The organism is Pseudonocardia sp. ICBG601 (assembly GCF_020496245.1).
Window position 1 is genome coordinate 83,078 of sequence record NZ_JAHLJA010000152.1, and the last position, 17,691, is coordinate 100,768.

18 protein-coding genes are annotated in these 17,691 nt (G+C 75.6%); 7 read left to right on the plus strand and 11 right to left on the minus strand.

The genetic code is table 11. The features are described from left to right. Positions 1-195: 195 nt before the first annotated feature. Positions 196-852 carry a maleylpyruvate isomerase family mycothiol-dependent enzyme gene (locus KPL57_RS50665; RefSeq protein WP_226357585.1) on the minus strand — a complete coding sequence of 219 codons (657 nt, stop codon included), beginning with the start codon at positions 850-852 and terminating at the stop codon, positions 196-198. 10 nt (positions 853-862) lie between these two features. Further along, positions 863-1,558: a FadR/GntR family transcriptional regulator gene (locus tag KPL57_RS50670; protein ID WP_226357586.1), complete on the minus strand. Its 696-nt coding sequence runs from the start codon at positions 1,556-1,558 to the stop codon at positions 863-865. An 86-nt stretch (positions 1,559-1,644) separates the two neighbouring features. Here KPL57_RS50670 and KPL57_RS50675 point away from each other — a divergent pair, with 86 nt between their 5' ends. Genes KPL57_RS50675 through KPL57_RS50685 form a run of 3 tightly spaced genes read left to right on the plus strand, consistent with a single transcriptional unit; the run spans position 1,645 to position 4,639 of the window. After that, positions 1,645-2,472 carry a (Fe-S)-binding protein gene (locus KPL57_RS50675; protein WP_226357587.1) on the plus strand — a complete coding sequence of 276 codons (828 nt, stop codon included), beginning with the start codon at positions 1,645-1,647 and terminating at the stop codon, positions 2,470-2,472. Next, on the plus strand, positions 2,469-3,995 hold the full coding sequence (locus KPL57_RS50680; protein WP_226357588.1) for a lactate utilization protein B: 1,527 nt from the start codon (positions 2,469-2,471) through the stop codon (positions 3,993-3,995). The genes KPL57_RS50675 and KPL57_RS50680 overlap by 4 nt, the downstream gene beginning before the upstream one ends. Beyond that, positions 3,992-4,639: an LUD domain-containing protein gene (locus KPL57_RS50685; protein ID WP_226357589.1), complete on the plus strand. Its 648-nt coding sequence runs from the start codon at positions 3,992-3,994 to the stop codon at positions 4,637-4,639. The genes KPL57_RS50680 and KPL57_RS50685 overlap by 4 nt, the downstream gene beginning before the upstream one ends. Before the next feature lie 14 nt (positions 4,640-4,653). On the opposite strand, the gene KPL57_RS50690 is transcribed toward KPL57_RS50685, so the two are convergent. Continuing rightward, positions 4,654-5,544: a LysR family transcriptional regulator gene (locus KPL57_RS50690; RefSeq protein ID WP_226357590.1), complete on the minus strand. Its 891-nt coding sequence runs from the start codon at positions 5,542-5,544 to the stop codon at positions 4,654-4,656. Positions 5,545-5,610: 66 nt separating this feature from the next. On the opposite strand from KPL57_RS50690, the gene KPL57_RS50695 reads away from it, so the two are divergent. Then, entirely contained in the window at positions 5,611-6,981 is a 1,371-nt protein-coding gene (locus tag KPL57_RS50695; protein ID WP_226357591.1) for an MFS transporter, read from the plus strand. Here KPL57_RS50695 and KPL57_RS50700 read toward each other — a convergent pair. Further along, positions 6,978-7,553: a TetR family transcriptional regulator gene (locus KPL57_RS50700; protein WP_226357592.1), complete on the minus strand. Its 576-nt coding sequence runs from the start codon at positions 7,551-7,553 to the stop codon at positions 6,978-6,980. The genes KPL57_RS50695 and KPL57_RS50700 overlap by 4 nt on opposite strands. Before the next feature lie 100 nt (positions 7,554-7,653). On the opposite strand from KPL57_RS50700, the gene KPL57_RS50705 reads away from it, so the two are divergent. Further along, positions 7,654-9,099, plus strand: coding sequence for a cytochrome P450 (locus KPL57_RS50705; RefSeq protein ID WP_226357593.1), 1,446 nt, complete (start codon positions 7,654-7,656; stop codon positions 9,097-9,099). Here KPL57_RS50705 and KPL57_RS50710 read toward each other — a convergent pair. The 3 genes from KPL57_RS50710 to KPL57_RS50720 are packed head-to-tail and all read right to left on the minus strand — an operon-like array spanning position 9,086 to position 11,095. Further along, entirely contained in the window at positions 9,086-10,150 is a 1,065-nt protein-coding gene (locus KPL57_RS50710; RefSeq protein WP_226357594.1) for a phosphotransferase family protein, read from the minus strand. The genes KPL57_RS50705 and KPL57_RS50710 overlap by 14 nt on opposite strands. Continuing rightward, positions 10,138-10,896, minus strand: coding sequence for an SDR family NAD(P)-dependent oxidoreductase (locus KPL57_RS50715; RefSeq protein ID WP_226357595.1), 759 nt, complete (start codon positions 10,894-10,896; stop codon positions 10,138-10,140). Before KPL57_RS50715 ends, KPL57_RS50710 begins: the two co-directional genes overlap by 13 nt. A 1-nt stretch (position 10,897) precedes the next feature. Continuing rightward, on the minus strand, positions 10,898-11,095 hold the full coding sequence (locus KPL57_RS50720) for a hypothetical protein (protein ID WP_073574504.1): 198 nt from the start codon (positions 11,093-11,095) through the stop codon (positions 10,898-10,900). Positions 11,096-11,166: 71 nt separating this feature from the next. On the opposite strand from KPL57_RS50720, the gene KPL57_RS50725 reads away from it, so the two are divergent. Together KPL57_RS50725 and KPL57_RS50730 are read left to right on the plus strand one after the other, a co-directional pair. After that, on the plus strand, positions 11,167-12,573 hold the full coding sequence (locus KPL57_RS50725; RefSeq protein ID WP_226357596.1) for a xylulokinase: 1,407 nt from the start codon (positions 11,167-11,169) through the stop codon (positions 12,571-12,573). After that, on the plus strand, positions 12,570-13,337 hold the full coding sequence (locus tag KPL57_RS50730; RefSeq protein ID WP_226357597.1) for an IclR family transcriptional regulator: 768 nt from the start codon (positions 12,570-12,572) through the stop codon (positions 13,335-13,337). The genes KPL57_RS50725 and KPL57_RS50730 overlap by 4 nt, the downstream gene beginning before the upstream one ends. Positions 13,338-13,361: 24 nt before the next feature. Here KPL57_RS50730 and KPL57_RS50735 read toward each other — a convergent pair whose 3' ends face one another. Genes KPL57_RS50735 through KPL57_RS50750 form a run of 4 tightly spaced genes read right to left on the minus strand, consistent with a single transcriptional unit; the run spans position 13,362 to position 17,679 of the window. Continuing rightward, the gene (locus KPL57_RS50735; RefSeq protein WP_226357598.1) at positions 13,362-14,291 is read right to left on the minus strand and encodes a hydroxymethylglutaryl-CoA lyase; all 930 of its coding nucleotides are present in this window, start codon (positions 14,289-14,291) and stop codon (positions 13,362-13,364) included. Further along, a complete protein-coding gene (locus KPL57_RS50740; RefSeq protein ID WP_226357599.1) occupies positions 14,288-15,505 on the minus strand; it encodes a CaiB/BaiF CoA-transferase family protein in 1,218 nt (405 codons plus the stop codon). The genes KPL57_RS50735 and KPL57_RS50740 overlap by 4 nt, the downstream gene beginning before the upstream one ends. A gap of 8 nt (positions 15,506-15,513) precedes the next feature. Further along, positions 15,514-16,998, minus strand: coding sequence for a GntP family permease (locus KPL57_RS50745; protein ID WP_226357600.1), 1,485 nt, complete (start codon positions 16,996-16,998; stop codon positions 15,514-15,516). A gap of 60 nt (positions 16,999-17,058) precedes the next feature. After that, positions 17,059-17,679 carry a LysE family translocator gene (locus KPL57_RS50750; protein ID WP_226357601.1) on the minus strand — a complete coding sequence of 207 codons (621 nt, stop codon included), beginning with the start codon at positions 17,677-17,679 and terminating at the stop codon, positions 17,059-17,061. Positions 17,680-17,691 lie beyond the last annotated feature (12 nt).

The window sequence follows — 17,691 nt, forward strand, 5'->3', positions numbered from 1 at the left end:
GTCCCCCGGTCACCGGCCCGCCGGGCCACGCGCGGCCCCGCACACCGGCCGCGCGCCGGGTCGGAGAACGCGCGCCCGATCGAGGACGCGTTCTCAGGTCCGGCGCGCGTGAACCGGGCGCGGGACCGACGCGTGAACGGGGCGCGGGAGCAACGCGTCGCCCGGGGCGGGTGCGGGTGGGCCGGAGGGACGGCGTCAGCGGCCGGTCAGCCGGGCGGCGAGCGTCGCGACGCCGTCCCCGGTGAGCCGGTCCAGCACCGCCGGGCGCCCGCAGGCGGCCAGCAGCACGTCGACACCGTGTCCCCGGACCTCCGCGCCCTCGCCCCGCGCGAACCCGGCGTCGTCGGCGACGAACCGCAGGCCCGCCACCCGGCGCCGCGTGGTGAACGCGAGCGGGACCGTCCCGACCACGAAGTCGAGCGCGATGCGCACGTCGGCGGGGTCGGGGTCGAACGGCAGCCCGAGCGGGACGGTGACGTCGGCGGTGTGCACGATCGCGTCGGTCATCGGGCCCCGCGCCCCGATGCCGGGCGGGGCGAAGGAGCTGCCGGCCCGGTCGCGCAGGACCGCGACCAGCTCCTCGACCGGGCGGGTCGCGTCCCGCCGCGCGGCCCGGTCGACCGCCCGGTCCACGTTCCCGCGCGCCCGCAGCACCTGGACCAGGAACGACGGCACCGTCGTGGTCAGCGCGGACACCAGGTGCCCGGCGACGGTCCGCACGTCCCACCCGGCGCACAGGCTCGGCGCCGCGAGCTGCGCGGCGTCGAGTGAGGAGACGAGGTCGGCGAACCCGCGCCGGTACCGGGCGGACACCGCGACGACGGCGGCGTCGGGCAGGTCGGAGGTGGTCACGGCGGTGAGCCTAGGCAGGCCGGACCCGGCCGTGGAAGGCGCGGATGTGCGCCTCGATCCGGTCCGCGGCCAGCGCCCCATCGCCGTCGGCGATGGCCGTGTGGATCTCCCGGTGCTCGGCCCGCAGCCGCTCGCGCAGCGCGGGCCAGTCCCCCTGGGCCTGCATCGCGTCGAGCAGCATCCCGCGCACCGACTCCCGGATCGCCCGGGTCAGCTCCCCCACCAGGCGGTTCCCGGCCGCCGCGGCGATCGCGACGTGGAAGGCGATGTCGGCGTCGCTGAAGGCGGCCGGGTCGAGGTCGTCGTCCATGACGTCCAGCGCGGCCGTCCACTCCAGCAGGTCCGACGCCGAGCGCCGGCGCGCGGCCAGCCCGGCGGAGAACCGTTCGAACATGACCCGGGCATCGGTGACGTCGTCCACCGGGAACGAGTCGACCGCCAGGTGCAGGGCCAGTACCCGGCCGAGTGCCCGCGCCGGGGCCGGCACGACGACCGTCCCGGAGTCCGCGCCGGTGCCCACCTGCGAGCGGATCACGCCCTGGGCCTGCAGCACCCGCAGCGCCTCGCGGACCGCCTGGCGGGACGCACCCAGCGTCGCGGCGAGCTCGCGCTCCGGGGGCAGCCGGTCCCCCGGGCGCCACTCGCCACTCGTCAGGCGCTCCTCGACGTGGGCGAGCACCATCTCGTGGGCGGCGGGAACACGCACGTCGTCCTCCTGCTTGTGTGTGGTCCGACCATACCGCTACCTTGGTCCGACCACACCCTCCGTCCCACCACTTCACCGGAGGCGCCATGCCGATCTCCCGGCCCCGCGTCGGCCTCATGGTCACGTGTCTCAACGACGCCCTGTTCCCGGACACCGGCAAGGCCGTCGTGTCCCTGCTGCGCCGCCTCGGCGTCGACGTCGAGTTCCCCGCCGCGCAGACCTGCTGCGGGCAGCCGATGGTCAACACCGGCTACCTCGACGAGGCCGTCCCACTCGTCCGCAACCATCTCGACGCCTTCGCCGGGTACGACGCGATCCTCGCCCCGTCCGGGTCGTGCGCGGGCTCGGTGCGCCACCAGCACGGCCTGGTCGCGCGCCGCTCCGGCGACCCGGGCCTGGTCCGCGGCGTCGAGTCGGCACCGCCGGTGTACGAGCTGAGCGAGTACCTGGTCGACGTGCTCGGCGTCGTCGACGTCGGGGCCTACTTCCCGCACCGCGTCACCTACCACCCGACCTGCCACTCGCTGCGGATGATGGGGGTCGGCGACCGGCCGACCCGGCTGCTGCGCGCGGTCCGCGGGCTCACCCTGCTCGACCTGCCGGGCTCGGGAGAGTGCTGCGGCTTCGGCGGGACGTTCGCGGTGAAGAACTCCGAGACCTCGATCGCGATGGGCAACGACAAGGCCCGCCACGTCCGCTCGACCGGCGCGGAGGTGCTCGTCGCCGGGGACAACTCCTGCCTGATGCACGTGGGCGGGCTGCTGTCGCGGCAGCGGTCGGGGATGCGGGTCATGCACCTGGCCGAGGTGCTGGCGCAGACCGAGCCCGTGGTCGAGCGGCGCACCGAGCGGGCCGCGGACCCGACGAGCGTCGGCAGCGCGGTCCCGGACGCGACGACGGAGGCGGCCCGATGAGCGGCACGTTCCTCGGCACACCGGCGTTCCCGGCGGCGGCGCGCGCCGCGCTGGAGGACTCCCAGCTGCGCCGCAACCTGGCCCACGCCACGTCCACCATCCGCACCAAGCGCGGGAACGTCGTCGGCGAGGTCGACGACTGGGAGCAGCTGCGCCTGGCCGGTGAGGCCATCAAGAACCGGGTGCTGCGGCACCTGCCCGACTACCTGGAGCAGCTGGAACGGTCGCTGACGGCGGCCGGGGCCACCGTGCACTGGGCACGCGACGCGGCCGAGGCGAACGCGGTCGTCGTCGACATCGCGCGGCGGCACGGCACCGACGAGGTCGTCAAGGTCAAGTCGATGGCCACCCAGGAGATCGACCTGAACTCGGCGCTGGAGGCCGCGGGCATCCACGCCTGGGAGACCGACCTCGCCGAGCTGATCGTGCAGCTCGGCGACGACCTGCCCAGCCACATCCTGGTCCCGGCGATCCACCGCAACCGCGCGGAGATCCGGGAGATCTTCCTGCGCGAGATGGGCCGCGCCGGGCGCGCCGCCCCGGCGGACCTGACCGACGAGCCCAAGCGCCTGGCCGCCGCGGCCCGGGAGCACCTGCGGGAGAAGTTCCTGCGGGCGAAGGTGGCGGTGTCGGGGGCGAACTTCGCCGTCGCCGAGACCGGGACGCTCACCGTCGTCGAGTCCGAGGGCAACGGGCGGATGTGCCTGACCCTGCCCGAGGTGCTGGTGTCGGTGGTCGGGATCGAGAAGGTCCTGCCGACCTTCCAGGACCTGGACGTGATGCTGCAGCTGCTCCCCCGGTCCTCGACCGGGGAGCGGATGAACCCCTACACCTCCACCTGGACCGGGGTCACCCCCGGCGACGGGCCGCAGGAGGTGCACGTGGTGCTGCTGGACAACGGCCGCACCGACGTCCTGGCCGACCCGACCGGGCGGCAGGCGCTGCGCTGCATCCGCTGCTCGGCCTGCCTGAACGTGTGCCCGGTCTACGAGCGCACCGGCGGGCACGCCTACGGCTCGGTCTACCCGGGCCCGATCGGCGCGATCCTCACCCCGCAGCTGCGGGGGGTGGGCACCGACCCGCAGACCGACTCGCTGCCGTACGCCTCCAGCCTGTGCGGGGCGTGTTTCGAGGTCTGCCCGGTCCGCATCGACATCCCCGAGGTGCTGGTGCACCTGCGCGCCGAGGTCGTCGACGCCCACAAGCGGGCGAGCCGGGTGCCGTCGGTGCAGGACGTCGCGATGAGGGCGGCGTCGTGGACGCTGTCCTCGGCCGCGCGCACCGGCGCCGCGGAACGTGTCGCCGGGATCGGCGGGAAGCTGGCCGGACGGCTGGGCCGCACCGCGCCCGGCGGGCGCAGCATCCTCGGCGCGGTGCCCGGCCCGGCGAGCGCCTGGTCGGACTCGCGCGACGTGCCGGTACCGGCTGCCGAGTCCTTCCGGGAGTGGTGGACCAGGACCGACGGCGGGCGGAGCCGGAGCGACGACACCGACGGCGGGCGGAAGAACGGGGACGGGGCATGAGCGCACGCGAGGCGATCCTGGCGAAGGCCCGGCGGGCACTGGCCGACGTGCCCGATGTCGAGCCGGTGCTCGACGTCGAGGTGGTCCGGCCGGTCCCCGACCGGTCGCTGCCGCACGCGCAGGTCGTCGACCTGTTCGACGAGCGGGTCGCGGACTACCGCGCCGTCGTCGAGCGGGCGACTCCGGACACGGCGGCGGCGCGGGTCGCCGGCGCCCTGGCCGGCCGGTCCCCGCTCGCGGGCTCCGGCCCGCTGCGGATCCTGGTGCCGCCGGGCTTCCCGGCCGGCCTGGTGCCCGGCGACGTCGAGGTCGTCCCGGACGGGCCGGACGTCGCGGTGTCGGAGCTGGACCGCTGCGACGGCGTGCTGTCGACGGCCGCGATCGGCATCGCCGAGACCGGCACGATCATCCTCGACCACGGTCCGGGCCAGGGCCGGCGCGCCGCGACGCTGGTCCCCGACCTGCACGTCTGCGTGATCCGCGCCGACCAGGTCGTGGCCGGGGTGCCGGAGGCAGTGGCGGCGCTGGACCCGGCGCGGCCGCACACCTGGATCAGCGGGCCGAGCGCGACCAGCGACATCGAGCTGGACCGGGTCGAGGGTGTGCACGGGCCGCGGACACTGCACGTGGTGATCGTCGGCTGAGCCCGGGGCCGGGTTCAGCCGGCCATCCGGGCGGCGACCCGGTCGCGCAGCCAGCGGTGCGCGGGGTCGGTGTCCCAGCGGCGGTGCCACAGCATCCCGAGCGCGACCCGTGGCAGGTCGAGCGGGATCGGGTGGACGCGCAGCCCGGCGGGCCCGGCGACGACCGCGGCCGCGTCGGACGGCACGAGCGCCAGGACGTCGGCGCTGCCCGCGAGCAGGATCGCGGTGCCGATCGCGGGCACGGTCGCCAGCACGTCGCGGCGCAGACCGAGGTCGGCGAGGCGTTCGTCGACGACGCTGTGCGCCCGACCCCGCCGGGAGACGGTGACGTGCGGCAGCGCGACGAACTCCGCGAGCGTCAGCCGGTCGCCGACGGGTGCGGCCGGCCGGACGAGCGCGGCGAACAGGTGCGCGGCGACCGTCCGCACCCGGATGTCCGACGGCGGCGCCGCGGGCAGCGCGCCAACCTCCAGGTCGACGCGGTCGCGCAGGTCCGCCGGGTCCTCGTCGCCCTCCGGGACGAACCGGAAGCGGACCCGCGGTGCCTCCCGGGCCGCCGCGGCGGCGAGCGCGGGGGCGAGGACGACGCCGCTCTCGTCGCTGCCGCGCACGACGAACACCCGCTCCAGCGCGGCGAGCTCCGGCGGCGCGGGGCGGGTGAGCACGTCGGCCGCGCCGAGCAGGGCCTGTTCGGCGCGCGGGGCGAGCTCGCGCCCGAGCGCGGTCGGGACGAGGCCCCGCCCCGCCGGGACCAGCAGCGGGTCGCCCAGCACCCGGCGCAGCCGGCCCAGGGTGCGGCTCATCGCCGACGGCGAGACGTCCAGCTCCGCGGCCGCGCCGGTGACGCTGCCGGTGCGGAGCAGGGCGTCCAGCGCGGGCAGCAGGTTCAGGTCCGGGAGTTGCACGGGACGCAATCCTAGGCTGAGCAATCGGAACTGGTGCTCAACCATTGCACCATGCACCCTTGCGTCGTGCAGACATCCCCGATCCCCCGGCGGCTCGCGGCCCTCGTCGCGGGCTGCTTCGTGATGGAGAACCTCGACGTCACGATCGTGACGACCTCGGCCGAGCCGCTGGCCCGCGCCCTCGGCACCACGCCGTCGTCGGTGGGGCTGGTGGTCGCGGCCTACCTGGTGGCGCTCGCCGTCGCCCTGCCGCCCGGTGGCTGGCTGACCGGCCGGTTCGGGCCGCGGTGGGTGCTCACGGCCGCGATCGCGGTGTTCACGCTGGCGTCGGTGGGGTGCGCGAGCAGCGGGACGCTCGCCGAGCTCGTCGGGTGGCGGGTGGTGCAGGGGGTCGGCGCGGCGATGATGGTGCCGGTCGGGCGACTGATGCTGCTCGACGGCGTCGCCAAGCGCGACGTGCCGCGGCTGATGGCGTGGATCGTCTGGCCGGGGCTGGCGGCGCCGGTGGTGGCACCGCTGCTGGGGGCGCTGCTCACCACGTACGCGAGCTGGCACTGGATGTTCCTGATCAACGTGCCGATCGGGGTCCTCGGCCTGGTGCTGGCGCTGCGCTGGGTGCCGGACACCCCCGGTCGCGGGGCGGGGCCGCTGGACGTGCCGGGACTGGTGCTGTGCGCGGCCGGGCTGGGCGGGCTGGTGTCGTCCTCGGCGCTGGTCGACCACGGCCTGCCGGTCGCGGCGGGCGTCGCGGTGGCGGCGGGCGCGGTGGTGCTGGCCGTCGCCGGACGGCACCTGCTGCGGACCGCGCACCCGCTGGTGGACGTGCGGGTGCTGCGGGTCCGGACGTTCCGGGCGTCCTCGGTCGGCGGCGCGCTGTTCTGGGCGGTCGTGACGGCGGTGCCGTTCCTGCTGCCGCTGCTGTTCCAGCAGGTGTTCGGCTGGAGCGCGACGACGGCGGGTGCGGTCGTGGTCGCGGTGTTCGCGGGCAACATCGCGGCCAAGCCGGCGACGACGGCGCTGATCCGCCGGTTCGGGCTGCGGACGATGGCCGCCACCGCGGCGGTCGCGGTCGCCGCGACCCTGGCGGTCGCCGCCACCTGGTCGCCGGACGCCGGGATCGTGGCCGTCGTCGTGGTGTGCGCGCTGAGCGGGGCGGCCCGGTCGGTGGGCCTGACGATGTACTCGATCCTGCCCTTCACCGACGTGACCGGTCCCGAGCTGCGGCACGCGAACACCCTGGCCGCGGTGGTGCAGCAGACGTCGATGGGGCTCGGGGTCGCGCTGGCCTCCGCGGTGCTGGCCGGGGCCGCCGCGCTCACCAGTGACGCGCCGGCCGCGTTCCGGGTGACCTTCGCGGTGTTCGCGATACTGGCGCTGGTGGTGGCACTGAACGTGCTGCGGCTGCCCCGCGGGGCGGGCGACGCCGTCCGGAGCTAGGCGTCGCCGAGCGTCCGCACCACCACCGTCGCGATGTCCTCGGCCGAGCGCGCGGCCGGGCCCGTGGGGAGCACCATGTGGCTGACGGTGAGCCGGGCGGCGGTCTGGGCGGCGAGCCGGACGTCCTGCTCGCGAGCCTCGGGCCGGACCCGGCGCAGGTAGCCCGCGGACCGCTCGGCCGCGGCCGCGATGATCGGGCCGGAGTCGGTGCCGAACGCGGACGGGACCGCCGCGTCGCCGCTGAGCAGGGCCTTGATCAGCGGGTTCTCCCCCGCCTCGGTGAGGGCGGCGTCGGCCGCGGCGACCCAGGCCGCGTACAGGTCGGGCTCGCCGTCGAGGGCGGCCTCGATCCGGTCGAGGAACCGGTCGGTGGCGCGCAGCACCAGGGCCGCGGCGAGGCCGTCCCGGTCGCCGAACTCGCTGTAGAGGGTCTGCCTGCTGACCCCGACCCGGCGGGCGAGCTCGGGCATCGACGGTCGTTCCCCCGCGACCGCGAGGCGTTCGGCGACGTCGAGGACCTCACCGCGCAGCTCGTCGCGGGCCCGCCGCGCCATCGTCCGCCGCTCGCTCATGGCCGACATCATGACACGGCCCGTCCATCGCCTGGACAGTTCTGCCGAATGTGTCTAACTTCGGCGGGGACACCGACGTCGACGCCCGAGGAGCAGGCCCGTGAAGCTGGTGCAGCAGGCGCGTGAGCGCTGGTCGTCCGTCCTGACCCTGCCCGCGCCCGACCGGCTCGACGACGCGCTGCTGGCCACCGGCGCCCAGGGCCGCCGCCCCGCACCGTTCGGCCCGGCACCGCACGGCCTGGCCGAGGTCCCCGGCGACGACGGCATGCCGCTGCTCGGCCACGCGCTGGCCTACGTCCGGTTCGGGCACCGCTTCACCCGCGCCCGCACCGAGGCGCTCGGCCCGGTGTGGTGGATGCGGTCCCCGGCAGGCCGGGCGATCGTCGTGACCGGCCCGGCCGCCACCCGGGAGGTACTCACCAACCGGGACAAGGCGTTCTCCCAGGAGGGGTGGCGTGCGACGGTCGACGCGTTCTTCCACCGCGGCCTGATGCTGCTCGACTTCGACGAGCACCGCGCACACCGGCGCATCATGCAGGAGGCGTTCACCGCGGACCGCATCTCCAGCTACGTCGCCGCGACCACCCCGGTCGTGCGCGAGGTGCTGCCGACCTGGCCGGAGCGGCTGCGGCTCTACCCGGCGCTCAAGCGGCTCACCCTGGACGTGGCGCAGGCGGTGTTCATGGACGCCCGCTCCGGGCCGGAGGCCGAGGCGGTGAACCGGGCGTTCGTCGACTGCGTCCGGGCCGCGAACTCCTTCGTCCGCAAGGACCTGCCCGGCACCCGGTGGCGGCGCGGGCTGCGCGGACGGGTGGTGCTGGAGAACTGGTTCCGGGAGAACCTGGCGGCCAAGCGCGCGGGCGGGGGCACCGACCTGTTCTCCGCGCTGTGCCACGCCCGCACCGACGACGGCGAGACGTTCTCCGACGACGACGTCGTCAACCACATGATCTTCCTGATGATGGCCGCGCACGACACCTCGACCACCACGACGGCGTCGGCGGCGCACCACCTCGCGCGCAACCCCGTCTGGCAGGAGCGCTGCCGCGCCGAGTCCGACGCGCTCGCCGAGCGGATCGGGGACCGCGCCCCGACCGTGGCCGAGCTGCGCGAGCTGACCTCGCTGGACCTGGTGATCCGGGAGGCCCTGCGGCTCGACGCGCCGGTACCGCTGGTCATGCGGACGGCGGTGAAGGACACCACGGTCGCCGGGCACCACGTGCCGGCGGCGACGCGGGTCGTCGTCGCACAGGCGGTGAACCACTACGACCGGTCCTGCTGGACCGACCCGGAGCGCTTCGACCCCGAGCGGTTCGGCCCGGACCGGCGCGAGGACCGCTCCGACCGCGACGCGTGGATCCCGTTCGGCGGCGGCGTGCACAAGTGCATCGGGCTGCACTTCGGGACCCTCGAGGTCACCGCGATCCTGCACGAGATGCTGCGCCGCTACCGGTGGAGCGTCGAGCCCTCCTACCGGCTGCGCTGGGACAACACCTCGCTGCCGGTGCCGGTGGGCGGCATCCCGGTGCGGCTCACCCCGCGCTGACGGCCCACTCGTCGCAGGCGATCCGCACGGCCAGCTCCAGCAGCGCGACGGCCGCGCCGTGCAGCCGCTCCCCCACCGCGCGGTCCGCCTCGCCCGCGGCGACCCGCGCCCAGGTGCCCTCCAGCACCACGCCCAGCTTGAACGCGGCCAGCCCCGCGTACCAGGTGATGCCGGTGGTGTCGCGGCCGCCGGCGTCGGCGTAGGCGGCGACGAGCTCGGCCCGGGTGGGGAGCCCGCCGTGCCCGGCTAGCTCGGTCCCGGCGCCGAACCCGACGGGGTCGACCGGCCAGGTGACCAGCAGCCAGCCGAGGTCGAGCAGCGGATCGCCGACGGTGCACATCTCCCAGTCGACGAGCGCGGCCACCCGCGGCCGGGTCCGGTCCAGCAGCACGTTGTTCAGGTGCAGGTCCCCGTGCGCGACGCCCGGTTCCGGCTCGGGCGGCCGGTGCCGGGTCAGCCAGTCCGCGGCGACGGCCACGTCGGGCAGGTCGCCCGGGTCGTAGCCGGGCACCTCGGAGTAGGACGCGAGCTGCTCGGTCCAGCGCGGCACCTGCCGTTCCAGGAACGGGCCGGGGCGGCGCAGCCCGTCGAGCCCGACGGCGGCCGGGTCGAGACGTCCCAGCCGGGCCGCGGCCCGGGCCACGTCGAGCACCGCTCCGTGCCGCAGCGCCGGGGTCGCGGCCTGCTCGGGCGAGACCCGCTCGCCGGGGTTGACGCCGTCCACGTCGGACATCAGGTAGAACGGCCTGCCGAGCACCTCGGCGTCGGTGCAGGCGGCGACGAGCTCCGGGTGCGGCACGTCGGTGCCGCGCAGCGCGCCGAGCACGGTGATCTCGCGGGCGAGGGTGCGGGCCGACCCCGGCCGCGGGTGCACCGGCGGGGAGCGCAGGACCAGCGGCCTGCCGTCGACGACGGTGCGCAGCACCACGTTCTGGGTGCCGCCGCCGACCGGTTCCAGCTCGCCGGACCAGTCGCCGAGGCCCTGCTCGCGCAGCCAGGACCCGAGCGCGGCCCGGTCGACGACGTCGGCCGGGGACCTCACGTCGACCACGCCATCCCGCCGTCGACCTTGATCGTCGCGCCGGTGGTGTAGCCGGCGTCCGGGCCGGTCAGGTAGAGGATCGCGCCGACGACCTCGGCGACCTCCCCCACCCGTCCGGCGGGGACGGTGCCGGCGATCTGCGAGCGGAACTCCTCGGTCCAGTGCTCGGCGATGTCGGTCCGGACCGGACCGGGCATCACCGTGTTGACCCGCACCGACGGCGCGTAGGCGCGGGCGAGCCCGACGGTCAGGGCGTTGAGCCCGGCCTTGGCCAGCGCGTAGGGCAGCTCGCCGGGGCCGGGCATGACCGCCGCGACCGAGGAGACGTTCACGATCGCGCCGCCGCCCGCCGCGGCCATGAGCTCCCCGCAGCGGGCCCCGAGCCGGTAGGCGCCGCGCAGGTTCACCGCGAGGACCTTGTCGAACAGCTCCTCGGTGACCTCGGTGAGCGACCCGTAGAGCGGGGACATGCCGGCGTTGTTGACCAGCACGTCGATCCGGCCGTACTCGGCGAGCACCCGGTCCACCAGCGCGTCGCAGTCCGCCCAGCGGCCCACGTGGCAGCCGACACCCAGCGCGGGCGTGCCGTGCTCCGCGGTCAGCTGGGCGGCCAGCGCGGTGCACGCCTCGGCCCTGCGGCTGGCGACGACGACCGTGTCGCCGCGGGCCGCGTACGCCGCGCACGCCGCCCGCCCGATCCCCCGGCTCCCGCCGGTGACGACGACGACCCGGCCTCCGTCGCTCGACGCGCTCATCTCAGGACGCCCCGGAGCCCCCGGCGTTCCACTCGCGATCCTTGCGGTCCTCGGACTCGGTGCGCTCCTTGGCGATCTCCAGCGCGCGGGCCGCGGTGGCCTTGTCCGGGTACGGGCCGAGCCGGTCGGCCGACCGGCAGCCGTCGGCGGTCTCCACGGTGCCGTGCTTGAGGCAGTAGAACCATTGCTCGTCGCTCATGGGACCACCCTGGCACCGATCCACCCCGCCTGTCTCCCGCCGCGCCGGTCCGGCGATGGCAGGCTGGGGGCATGGCACTGGTGCTCGGGGTGGACTCCTCCACCCAGTCCTGCAAGGTCGTCGTCCGCGACGCCGACACCGGCGAGCTCGTCCGTTCCGGGCGCGCCGCGCACCCGGACGGCACGGAGATCGCGCCCCGGATCTGGTGGGAGGCGCTGCAGGCCGCGATCGACGACGCGGGCGGCCTCGACGGCGTCGCGGCGCTGTCGGTCGCGGGCCAGCAGCACGGCATGGTCTGCCTCGACGACCGCGGCGAGGTCGTCCGCGACGCGCTGCTGTGGAACGACACCCGCTCGGCCGCCGCCGCCCGTGAGCTCGTCGACGAGTTCGGCGCGCAGCGGTGGGCGGAGACGACCGGCGTCGTGCCGGTCGCCTCGATCACCCTGGCCAAGCTGCGCTGGCTCGCCGGGAACGAGCCCGGCCACGCCGCCCGCACCGCGGCGGTGTGCCTGCCGCACGACTGGCTGACCTGGAAGTTCCGCGGTGGCGGGGTCCCCGGCGGCGCGGGTCTCGACGAGCTGGTCACCGACCGGTCCGACGCCTCGGGCACCGGCTGGTTCGACGGCGTCGACTACCGCCCCGAGCTGCTGGAACGCTTCTTCGGGTCGACGCCGGTGCTGCCGCGGCTGCTCGGCCCGGCGGAGTCCGTCGACGGGCCGGGCGGGATCCGGGTCGGCGCCGGGGCGGGCGACAACGCGGCCGCCGGGCTGGGTGTCGACGCCGGCGACGACGTCGTCGTCTCGCTGGGCACCTCCGGCACGGTGTTCGCCCGCTCGGAGCGCCGCGCCCAGGACCCGTCCGGGATCGTCGCCGGGTTCTCCGACGCCACCGGCGCCTACCTCCCGCTGGTGTGCACGCTCAACGCCTCCCGGGTGCTGGACGCGACCCGGCGGCTCCTCGGCGTGGACCACGACGAGCTGGGCCGCCTCGCGCTGGCCGCCGAGCCGGGCGCGGGCGGCCTGGTCGTGGTGCCCTACCTGGAGGGCGAGCGGACCCCGAACCTGCCCGACGCGACCGGCGCGCTGCACGGGTGGACGCTGGCGTCGGGGACCCGGGAGAACCTGGCCCGGGCCGCGGTCGAGGGCATGCTGTCCGCGCAGCGGGTCGGGCTGGAGGCGCTGCGCGAGCAGGGCGTCACCGTGTCCGGGGTGACCCTGGTCGGCGGGGCGGCCCGCTCCGAGGCGGTCTGCCGGATCGCCGCCCAGGTGTTCGAGGTGCCGGTGCGGGTGCCCGAGCCCGGCGAGTACGTGGCCGACGGCGCCGCCCGCCAGGCCGCGTGGGCGCTGCACGGCGGCGCGACGCCGCCGTCGTGGAGCGCCGGTGCCGAACCGGCACGCTACGAGGCCGACCCGGCCCCGGCGGCGTGGGAGCGCTACCGCGAGGCGGCGGGGGCCTTCCTGGACCGGGTCGCGGGATGACCACCGAGGGCCCGAAGCGGCTCCTGGTCCTCGGCAAGATCACCGACATCCTGGACGCGTTCACCCTGCAGCGCCCGGTGCTCGGGCTGGGCGAGATCCAGCAGGCGACCGGCATCCCGACCTCGACGGTGCAGCGGCTGGTGTCCAACATGGTCGCCGAGGGGCTGCTGGACCGGGTCGGGGACCGGGTCCGGATCGGGATCCGGATGGCCTACTGGGCCGGGGCCGCGGCCCGCGGAGTGGACCTGCTGGAGCTGGCCGGGCCGCTGCTGCGCGAGCTGCGCGACACCACCGGGGAGACCGCGTCGCTGTTCCGGGCCGAGGGCAGGCACCGGGTGTGCGTCGCCGTCGCCGAGACGCGGCACGCGCTACGCCGGGAGATGCACGTCGGGCGGATCGTGCCGCTGCACACCGGCTCGGCCGGGCGGGTGCTGCTGGCCTGGGCCCCCGAGCGGGCCGAGCACGTGCTGTCCGGCCCCCTGGAGCCGCTGACCGACCGGACCGTGACCAGCCCGGAGCGGCTGCGGGAGCTGGTGGCCGACACCCGTCGCGACGGGTTCGCGATCACCGTCGCCGAGCGCGACGACGGCGGCTCCGGGCTGTCCGTGCCGGTGTTCGACCACGCCGGGGAGGTGACCGCGGCGCTCACCGTCAGCGGGCCGACCATCCGGTTCGGCCGCTCGGAGTGCGAGAAGTGCGTGGACCTGCTGGTCGGGGCCGCGGAGCGGCTGACCCGCACCCTCGGCGGGCGCCCGCCGGGCTGACCCGGCGGGCGCGGGCCGGGCGGTTCAGCCGCGCGGCCCCGCCGTCCACGGGAAGGCCTCGGCCTTCGAGCGGACCCCGCGCGCGGTCGCCGAGCGCATCGGCTCCCCCAGCTCGGCGAGCAGGTCCTCCGACCAGGTCACGAGCTCGGCCAGCACCGCGGGGGTCAGCCAGTCCGGGCGCAGCGCGAACAGCAGGTCCTCGCTGGCGGTGTTGCCGCTGGCGCCGGGCGCGAACGGGCACCCGCCCAGTCCGCCCAGCGCGCCGTCGAGGACGGTCGCACCGTTCTGCACCGCGGCGAGCGCGTTCGCGACGCCCTGGCCCCAGGTGTCGTGGCCGTGGAAGGCGACGCGACGGCCGTCGGCGACCGCGGCGACGCGCCCGACCAGCGACCCGACCTCGGCCGGGTTCGCCTGCCCGAGGGTGTCGCAGACGACGACGTCGCAGGAGCCCGCGGTGCGCGGGTCGGCGACGATCTCGACCACCCGGTCCGGGTCGACGGGCCCGTCGAACGGGCAGGTGAACGCCGTCGCGAGGCACAGCTGGATGCGTCCGCCCGCGGCGCGCGCGTACTCGACGGCCTGCGGCATCGCGTCGAGGGAGACGGCGGTGTCACGGCCGATGTTGGCGTTGTTGTGCGCGTCGGACACCGAGAAGCAGTACTGGACGTTGCGGGCCCCGGCGGCCACCGCCTTCTGCACGTGCCGCGGCGTCGCCACCCACACCCAGCAGCGCTCCAGCTCCTCCGGCGTCAGCGCGGCGACGACGTCGAGGGTGTCGGCCAGCGGCGGCACCAGGTCGCCGCGGGCCAGCGACCCGATCTCCAGCTCCGGCACGCCCGCACCGAGCAGCGCGCGGACCAGCCCGACCTTGCGGTCGGTGGGCAGCGGCTTGCCGGTGAGCTGGAGCCCGTCGCGCAGCGTGACATCCCGCAGGACGACCCCGTCGGTGCTCATGCGTCCTCCCCCGATGCGGCCCGGATCGTGTCCGGGGTGTACCCGAGCAGCCCGCCGAGTACGTCGGCGGTGTCGGCGCCCAGGTCCGGCCCGACCGAGCGGACCGGGACCGAGCGGCCGTCGAGCACCGGCACGATGCCGGGGAACCCGACCCGGGCGGGCTCGTCGCCGCCGGTGTCGACGTCGAAGTACTGGACCATGTCGCGGGCCCGGAACTGCTCGTCGGCGACGATGTCGGCGGCGGAGTGGATCGGCCCGGCCGGGACGCCGGCCTCCTCCAGCTTCGCGAGGACCTCGTCGCGGGGCAGCGAGCGGGTCCAGGTCTCGATGGCGCCGTCGAGCTCGTCGCGGCGCGCCCAGCGGCCCGCGTTGGAGGCCAGCTCCGGGTCGCCACCCAGGTCCGCGCGGCCGATGACGGTCATGAACCGGCCGTAGATGGAGTCGCCGTTGCCGGCGATGACGACGCTGCCCCCGTCCGCGCAGACGTAGGCGTTGGACGGGGCGATGCCCTCCATCCGCCCGCCGACGCGGCGCCGCTCGACGCCGTAGGCGAGGTGGTCGGGGACGAGCGACTCCATCATCGAGAACACGGCCTCGTTGAGCGCGACGTCCATGCAGCGCCGGTCCAGCGCGGGCCGGTCGGTGCGGCTCTCGCGCTGGTAGAGGCCCATCATCGCGGAGAACGCGCCGTAGAGCCCGGCGATCGAGTCCCCGATCGACACCCCGGTCCGCGACGGCGGCCGGTCGGCCTCCCCGACGAGCGCGCGCAGCCCGCCCATCGCCTCGGCGACGGCGGCGAACCCCGGCCGCGACGACAGCGGCCCGGTCTGCCCGAACGCCGAGATCCGCACGAGCACGACGTCGGGGTTGACGGCGTCGAGCTCGGCCGGGCCCAGCCCCCACTTCTCCAGCGTGCCGGGCCGGAAGTTCTCCAGCACCACGTCGGAGCGGGCGGCCAGGTCCAGCACGGCCTGCTTCCCCACGGCCGAACGCATGTCGAGGGTGATGGAGCGCTTGTTGCGGTTCAGCGTCCGGTACAGCATCGAGGTGTCCCCGGCGTAGAGCCGCCAGTTGCGGATCTCGTCGCCCGTGCCGGGGCGCTCGACCTTGATCACCTCGGCGCCGAAGTCGGCGAGCAGGCGTCCGGCGGTGGGGGCGGCGATGTAGTTGCCGAGCTCGAGCACCCGGACCCCGGACAGTGGAAGTTGCGACACGACTCTCCCTAGACGACGAGCGACAGCGGCAGGATCACCAGGATCGCGACGACGGAGGCGATGGAGACCCCGACCGAGCAGGTCTTGAGCGTCCCGCGCACGGACTGTCCGAGCAGCGACTGCAGCAGCCAGAACGTGTTCGAGGTGACGTGGATGGCGAACAGCGCCCCGGCACCGGCGGCAAGCGCGATCAGCACCGGGGCCAGGCCGATCACCGGGGCGACCGGGGCGAGCACGCCGGCCGCGGTGATCGCCGAGATCGTCACCGACCCGATCGCGACGTGCAGCACGGCGGCGATCAGCCACACCATCAGCAGCGGGGCGGCGGTGCTGGCGGAGAAGAAGCGGCCGAGGATCTCGCCCAGCCCGGCGTCGGAGATCGTGGTGGCGAGCGAGCCGCCGACGCCGGTGAGGATGAGGATCTGCCCGCTCTCGCGGAACCCGTCGGAGACCGCGGACTCGACCATGCCGCGCCCGTGAGCGACGCCGACGACGGCGGTGGTCCCGATCAGCGCGAGCAGCAGCGCGATCACCGGCTCACCCAGGAACGCGATGACGGGGTGGGTGATCCCGGCGGCGTCGAGGACGGCGCCCGCGGCGATGAGCAGCAGGCCCACCAGCAGCGGCCCGAACAACAGGGCCAGCGGCAGCTCGCGACGCGCGGTGCCGGACACCGCGGTGCCGACGGCGGCCGGGACCGTGCCCCCGCCGTCCGGGGAACCCGCACCGGCGGGCCGTCCCCCGGCGCTCCCGGCGTCGGGTGCGGCGTCGGGTGCGGCGCTGTCCGGCGAGTGGGCCTCCGCACCGGCGGGCACGCCCGCGGCGACCGGCTCCTGCTCGTCGCGGGCCGGGTCCCACCAGCCGCGGCGCAGCAGCACGGACATGATCCCGGTCGCGATCAGCACGGTCGGCACCACGACGACCAGCCCCAGGATCAGCATCTGACCCAGCGGCACCCCGAGCACACCGGCGAGCGCGACCGCGCCGACACCGGGGACCATGAACACGATCCCGCACTCCAGGCCGATCGCGAGCGCCGTCGCCATCCGCGGCAGCCCCTTGTCCCCGATGCGCGGGGCGATCCGGCGGGCCAGCGGCGCGGAGATGACCAGCAGCACGTCGACGAAGATCGACTGGAGTGCGGTGGAGACGGTGACGGCGGTGGCGTAGGGCATCCCGCGCGGGCCGCAGGCCGTCAGCAGCGCGGAGACCAGCCGTTCGATGGCGCCCGCGTGGTGCAGCATCGCGCCGGTCAGGACACCGAAGGCGATGAGCAGCCCGACGTCGGCCAGGATGTCGCCGAACCCGCCGGTGACCGCGTCGACCGTCCCCGTCACCCCCAGGCCGGCGGTCAGGCCCAGGTAGACGGCGCCGATCACGAGGGAGATCACCGGGTTGAGCCGGAACCTCACGATCAGCACGACGACGGCGAGCACGGCGACGGCCGTGTTCACCACGATGACGGTGTCCGACACGATGGTCCCCCTGGGCATCGACGACAGTGTCGTACCCACATCATGAACACAGACCCACCATGCGGGCAACCCCGCAGGTCAGGTCGCGGCCAGCGCCCCGCCGAACCCGATCAGCGCGACCCCGGCGACGACGTCACCGGCGCGGCGCACGCGGCGCCGGGTGAAGAAGGCCCGCGCCCGGTGCACGGCGAGGACCAGGCCCACCCCGTAGACGCCGCCGAGCACCGCCACCGACAGCGCCAGCAGCAGCGCGTCGGCGGTGGTCGTCACCCCGGGCACGAGGAACTGCGGCAGCACCGACAGGTACATGACCAGCACCTTCGGGTTGGTGATGTTCGAGCCGAAGCCGACCAGGAACGACCGCCGCACCGGCACCCGCGGACCGCCGTCGGGGACCACGGGGTAGTCCCCGCGGCGCGCGGCCCGCAGCGCCTGCACCCCGAGCACGCAGAGGTAGACCACCCCGGCCCAGCGGATCACGGTGAACGCGGTGTGCGAGCTCGCGACGAGCACACCGAGCCCGAACGCCGCGGCGCTGCCCTGCAGGGCGTTGCCGGTGAACACCCCGGCCAGCGTCGACAGCCCGCCCGCGCGCCCGCCGACCAGCGAGGCGCGCAGCATCACGAAGGTGTCCGGGCCGGGCATCAGCACCAGCCCGACGACGATCAACAGATAGGCACCGTAGGACGTCCAGCTCACGAGGGGCCATCG

Coding starts and splice junctions, on each gene's coding strand:
- KPL57_RS50675 (WP_226357587.1), top strand. CDS start 1,645: ATGCCGATCTCCCGGCCCCGCGTCGGCCTCATGGTCACGTGTCTCAAC.
- KPL57_RS50680 (WP_226357588.1), top strand. CDS start 2,469: ATGAGCGGCACGTTCCTCGGCACACCGGCGTTCCCGGCGGCGGCGCGC.
- KPL57_RS50685 (WP_226357589.1), top strand. CDS start 3,992: ATGAGCGCACGCGAGGCGATCCTGGCGAAGGCCCGGCGGGCACTGGCC.
- KPL57_RS50700 (WP_226357592.1), bottom strand. CDS start 7,553: ATGAGCGAGCGGCGGACGATGGCGCGGCGGGCCCGCGACGAGCTGCGC.
- KPL57_RS50715 (WP_226357595.1), bottom strand. CDS start 10,896: ATGAGCGCGTCGAGCGACGGAGGCCGGGTCGTCGTCGTCACCGGCGGG.
- KPL57_RS50720 (WP_073574504.1), bottom strand. CDS start 11,095: ATGAGCGACGAGCAATGGTTCTACTGCCTCAAGCACGGCACCGTGGAG.
- KPL57_RS50725 (WP_226357596.1), top strand. CDS start 11,167: ATGGCACTGGTGCTCGGGGTGGACTCCTCCACCCAGTCCTGCAAGGTC.
- KPL57_RS50730 (WP_226357597.1), top strand. CDS start 12,570: ATGACCACCGAGGGCCCGAAGCGGCTCCTGGTCCTCGGCAAGATCACC.
- KPL57_RS50735 (WP_226357598.1), bottom strand. CDS start 14,291: ATGAGCACCGACGGGGTCGTCCTGCGGGATGTCACGCTGCGCGACGGG.
- KPL57_RS50745 (WP_226357600.1), bottom strand. CDS start 16,998: ATGCCCAGGGGGACCATCGTGTCGGACACCGTCATCGTGGTGAACACG.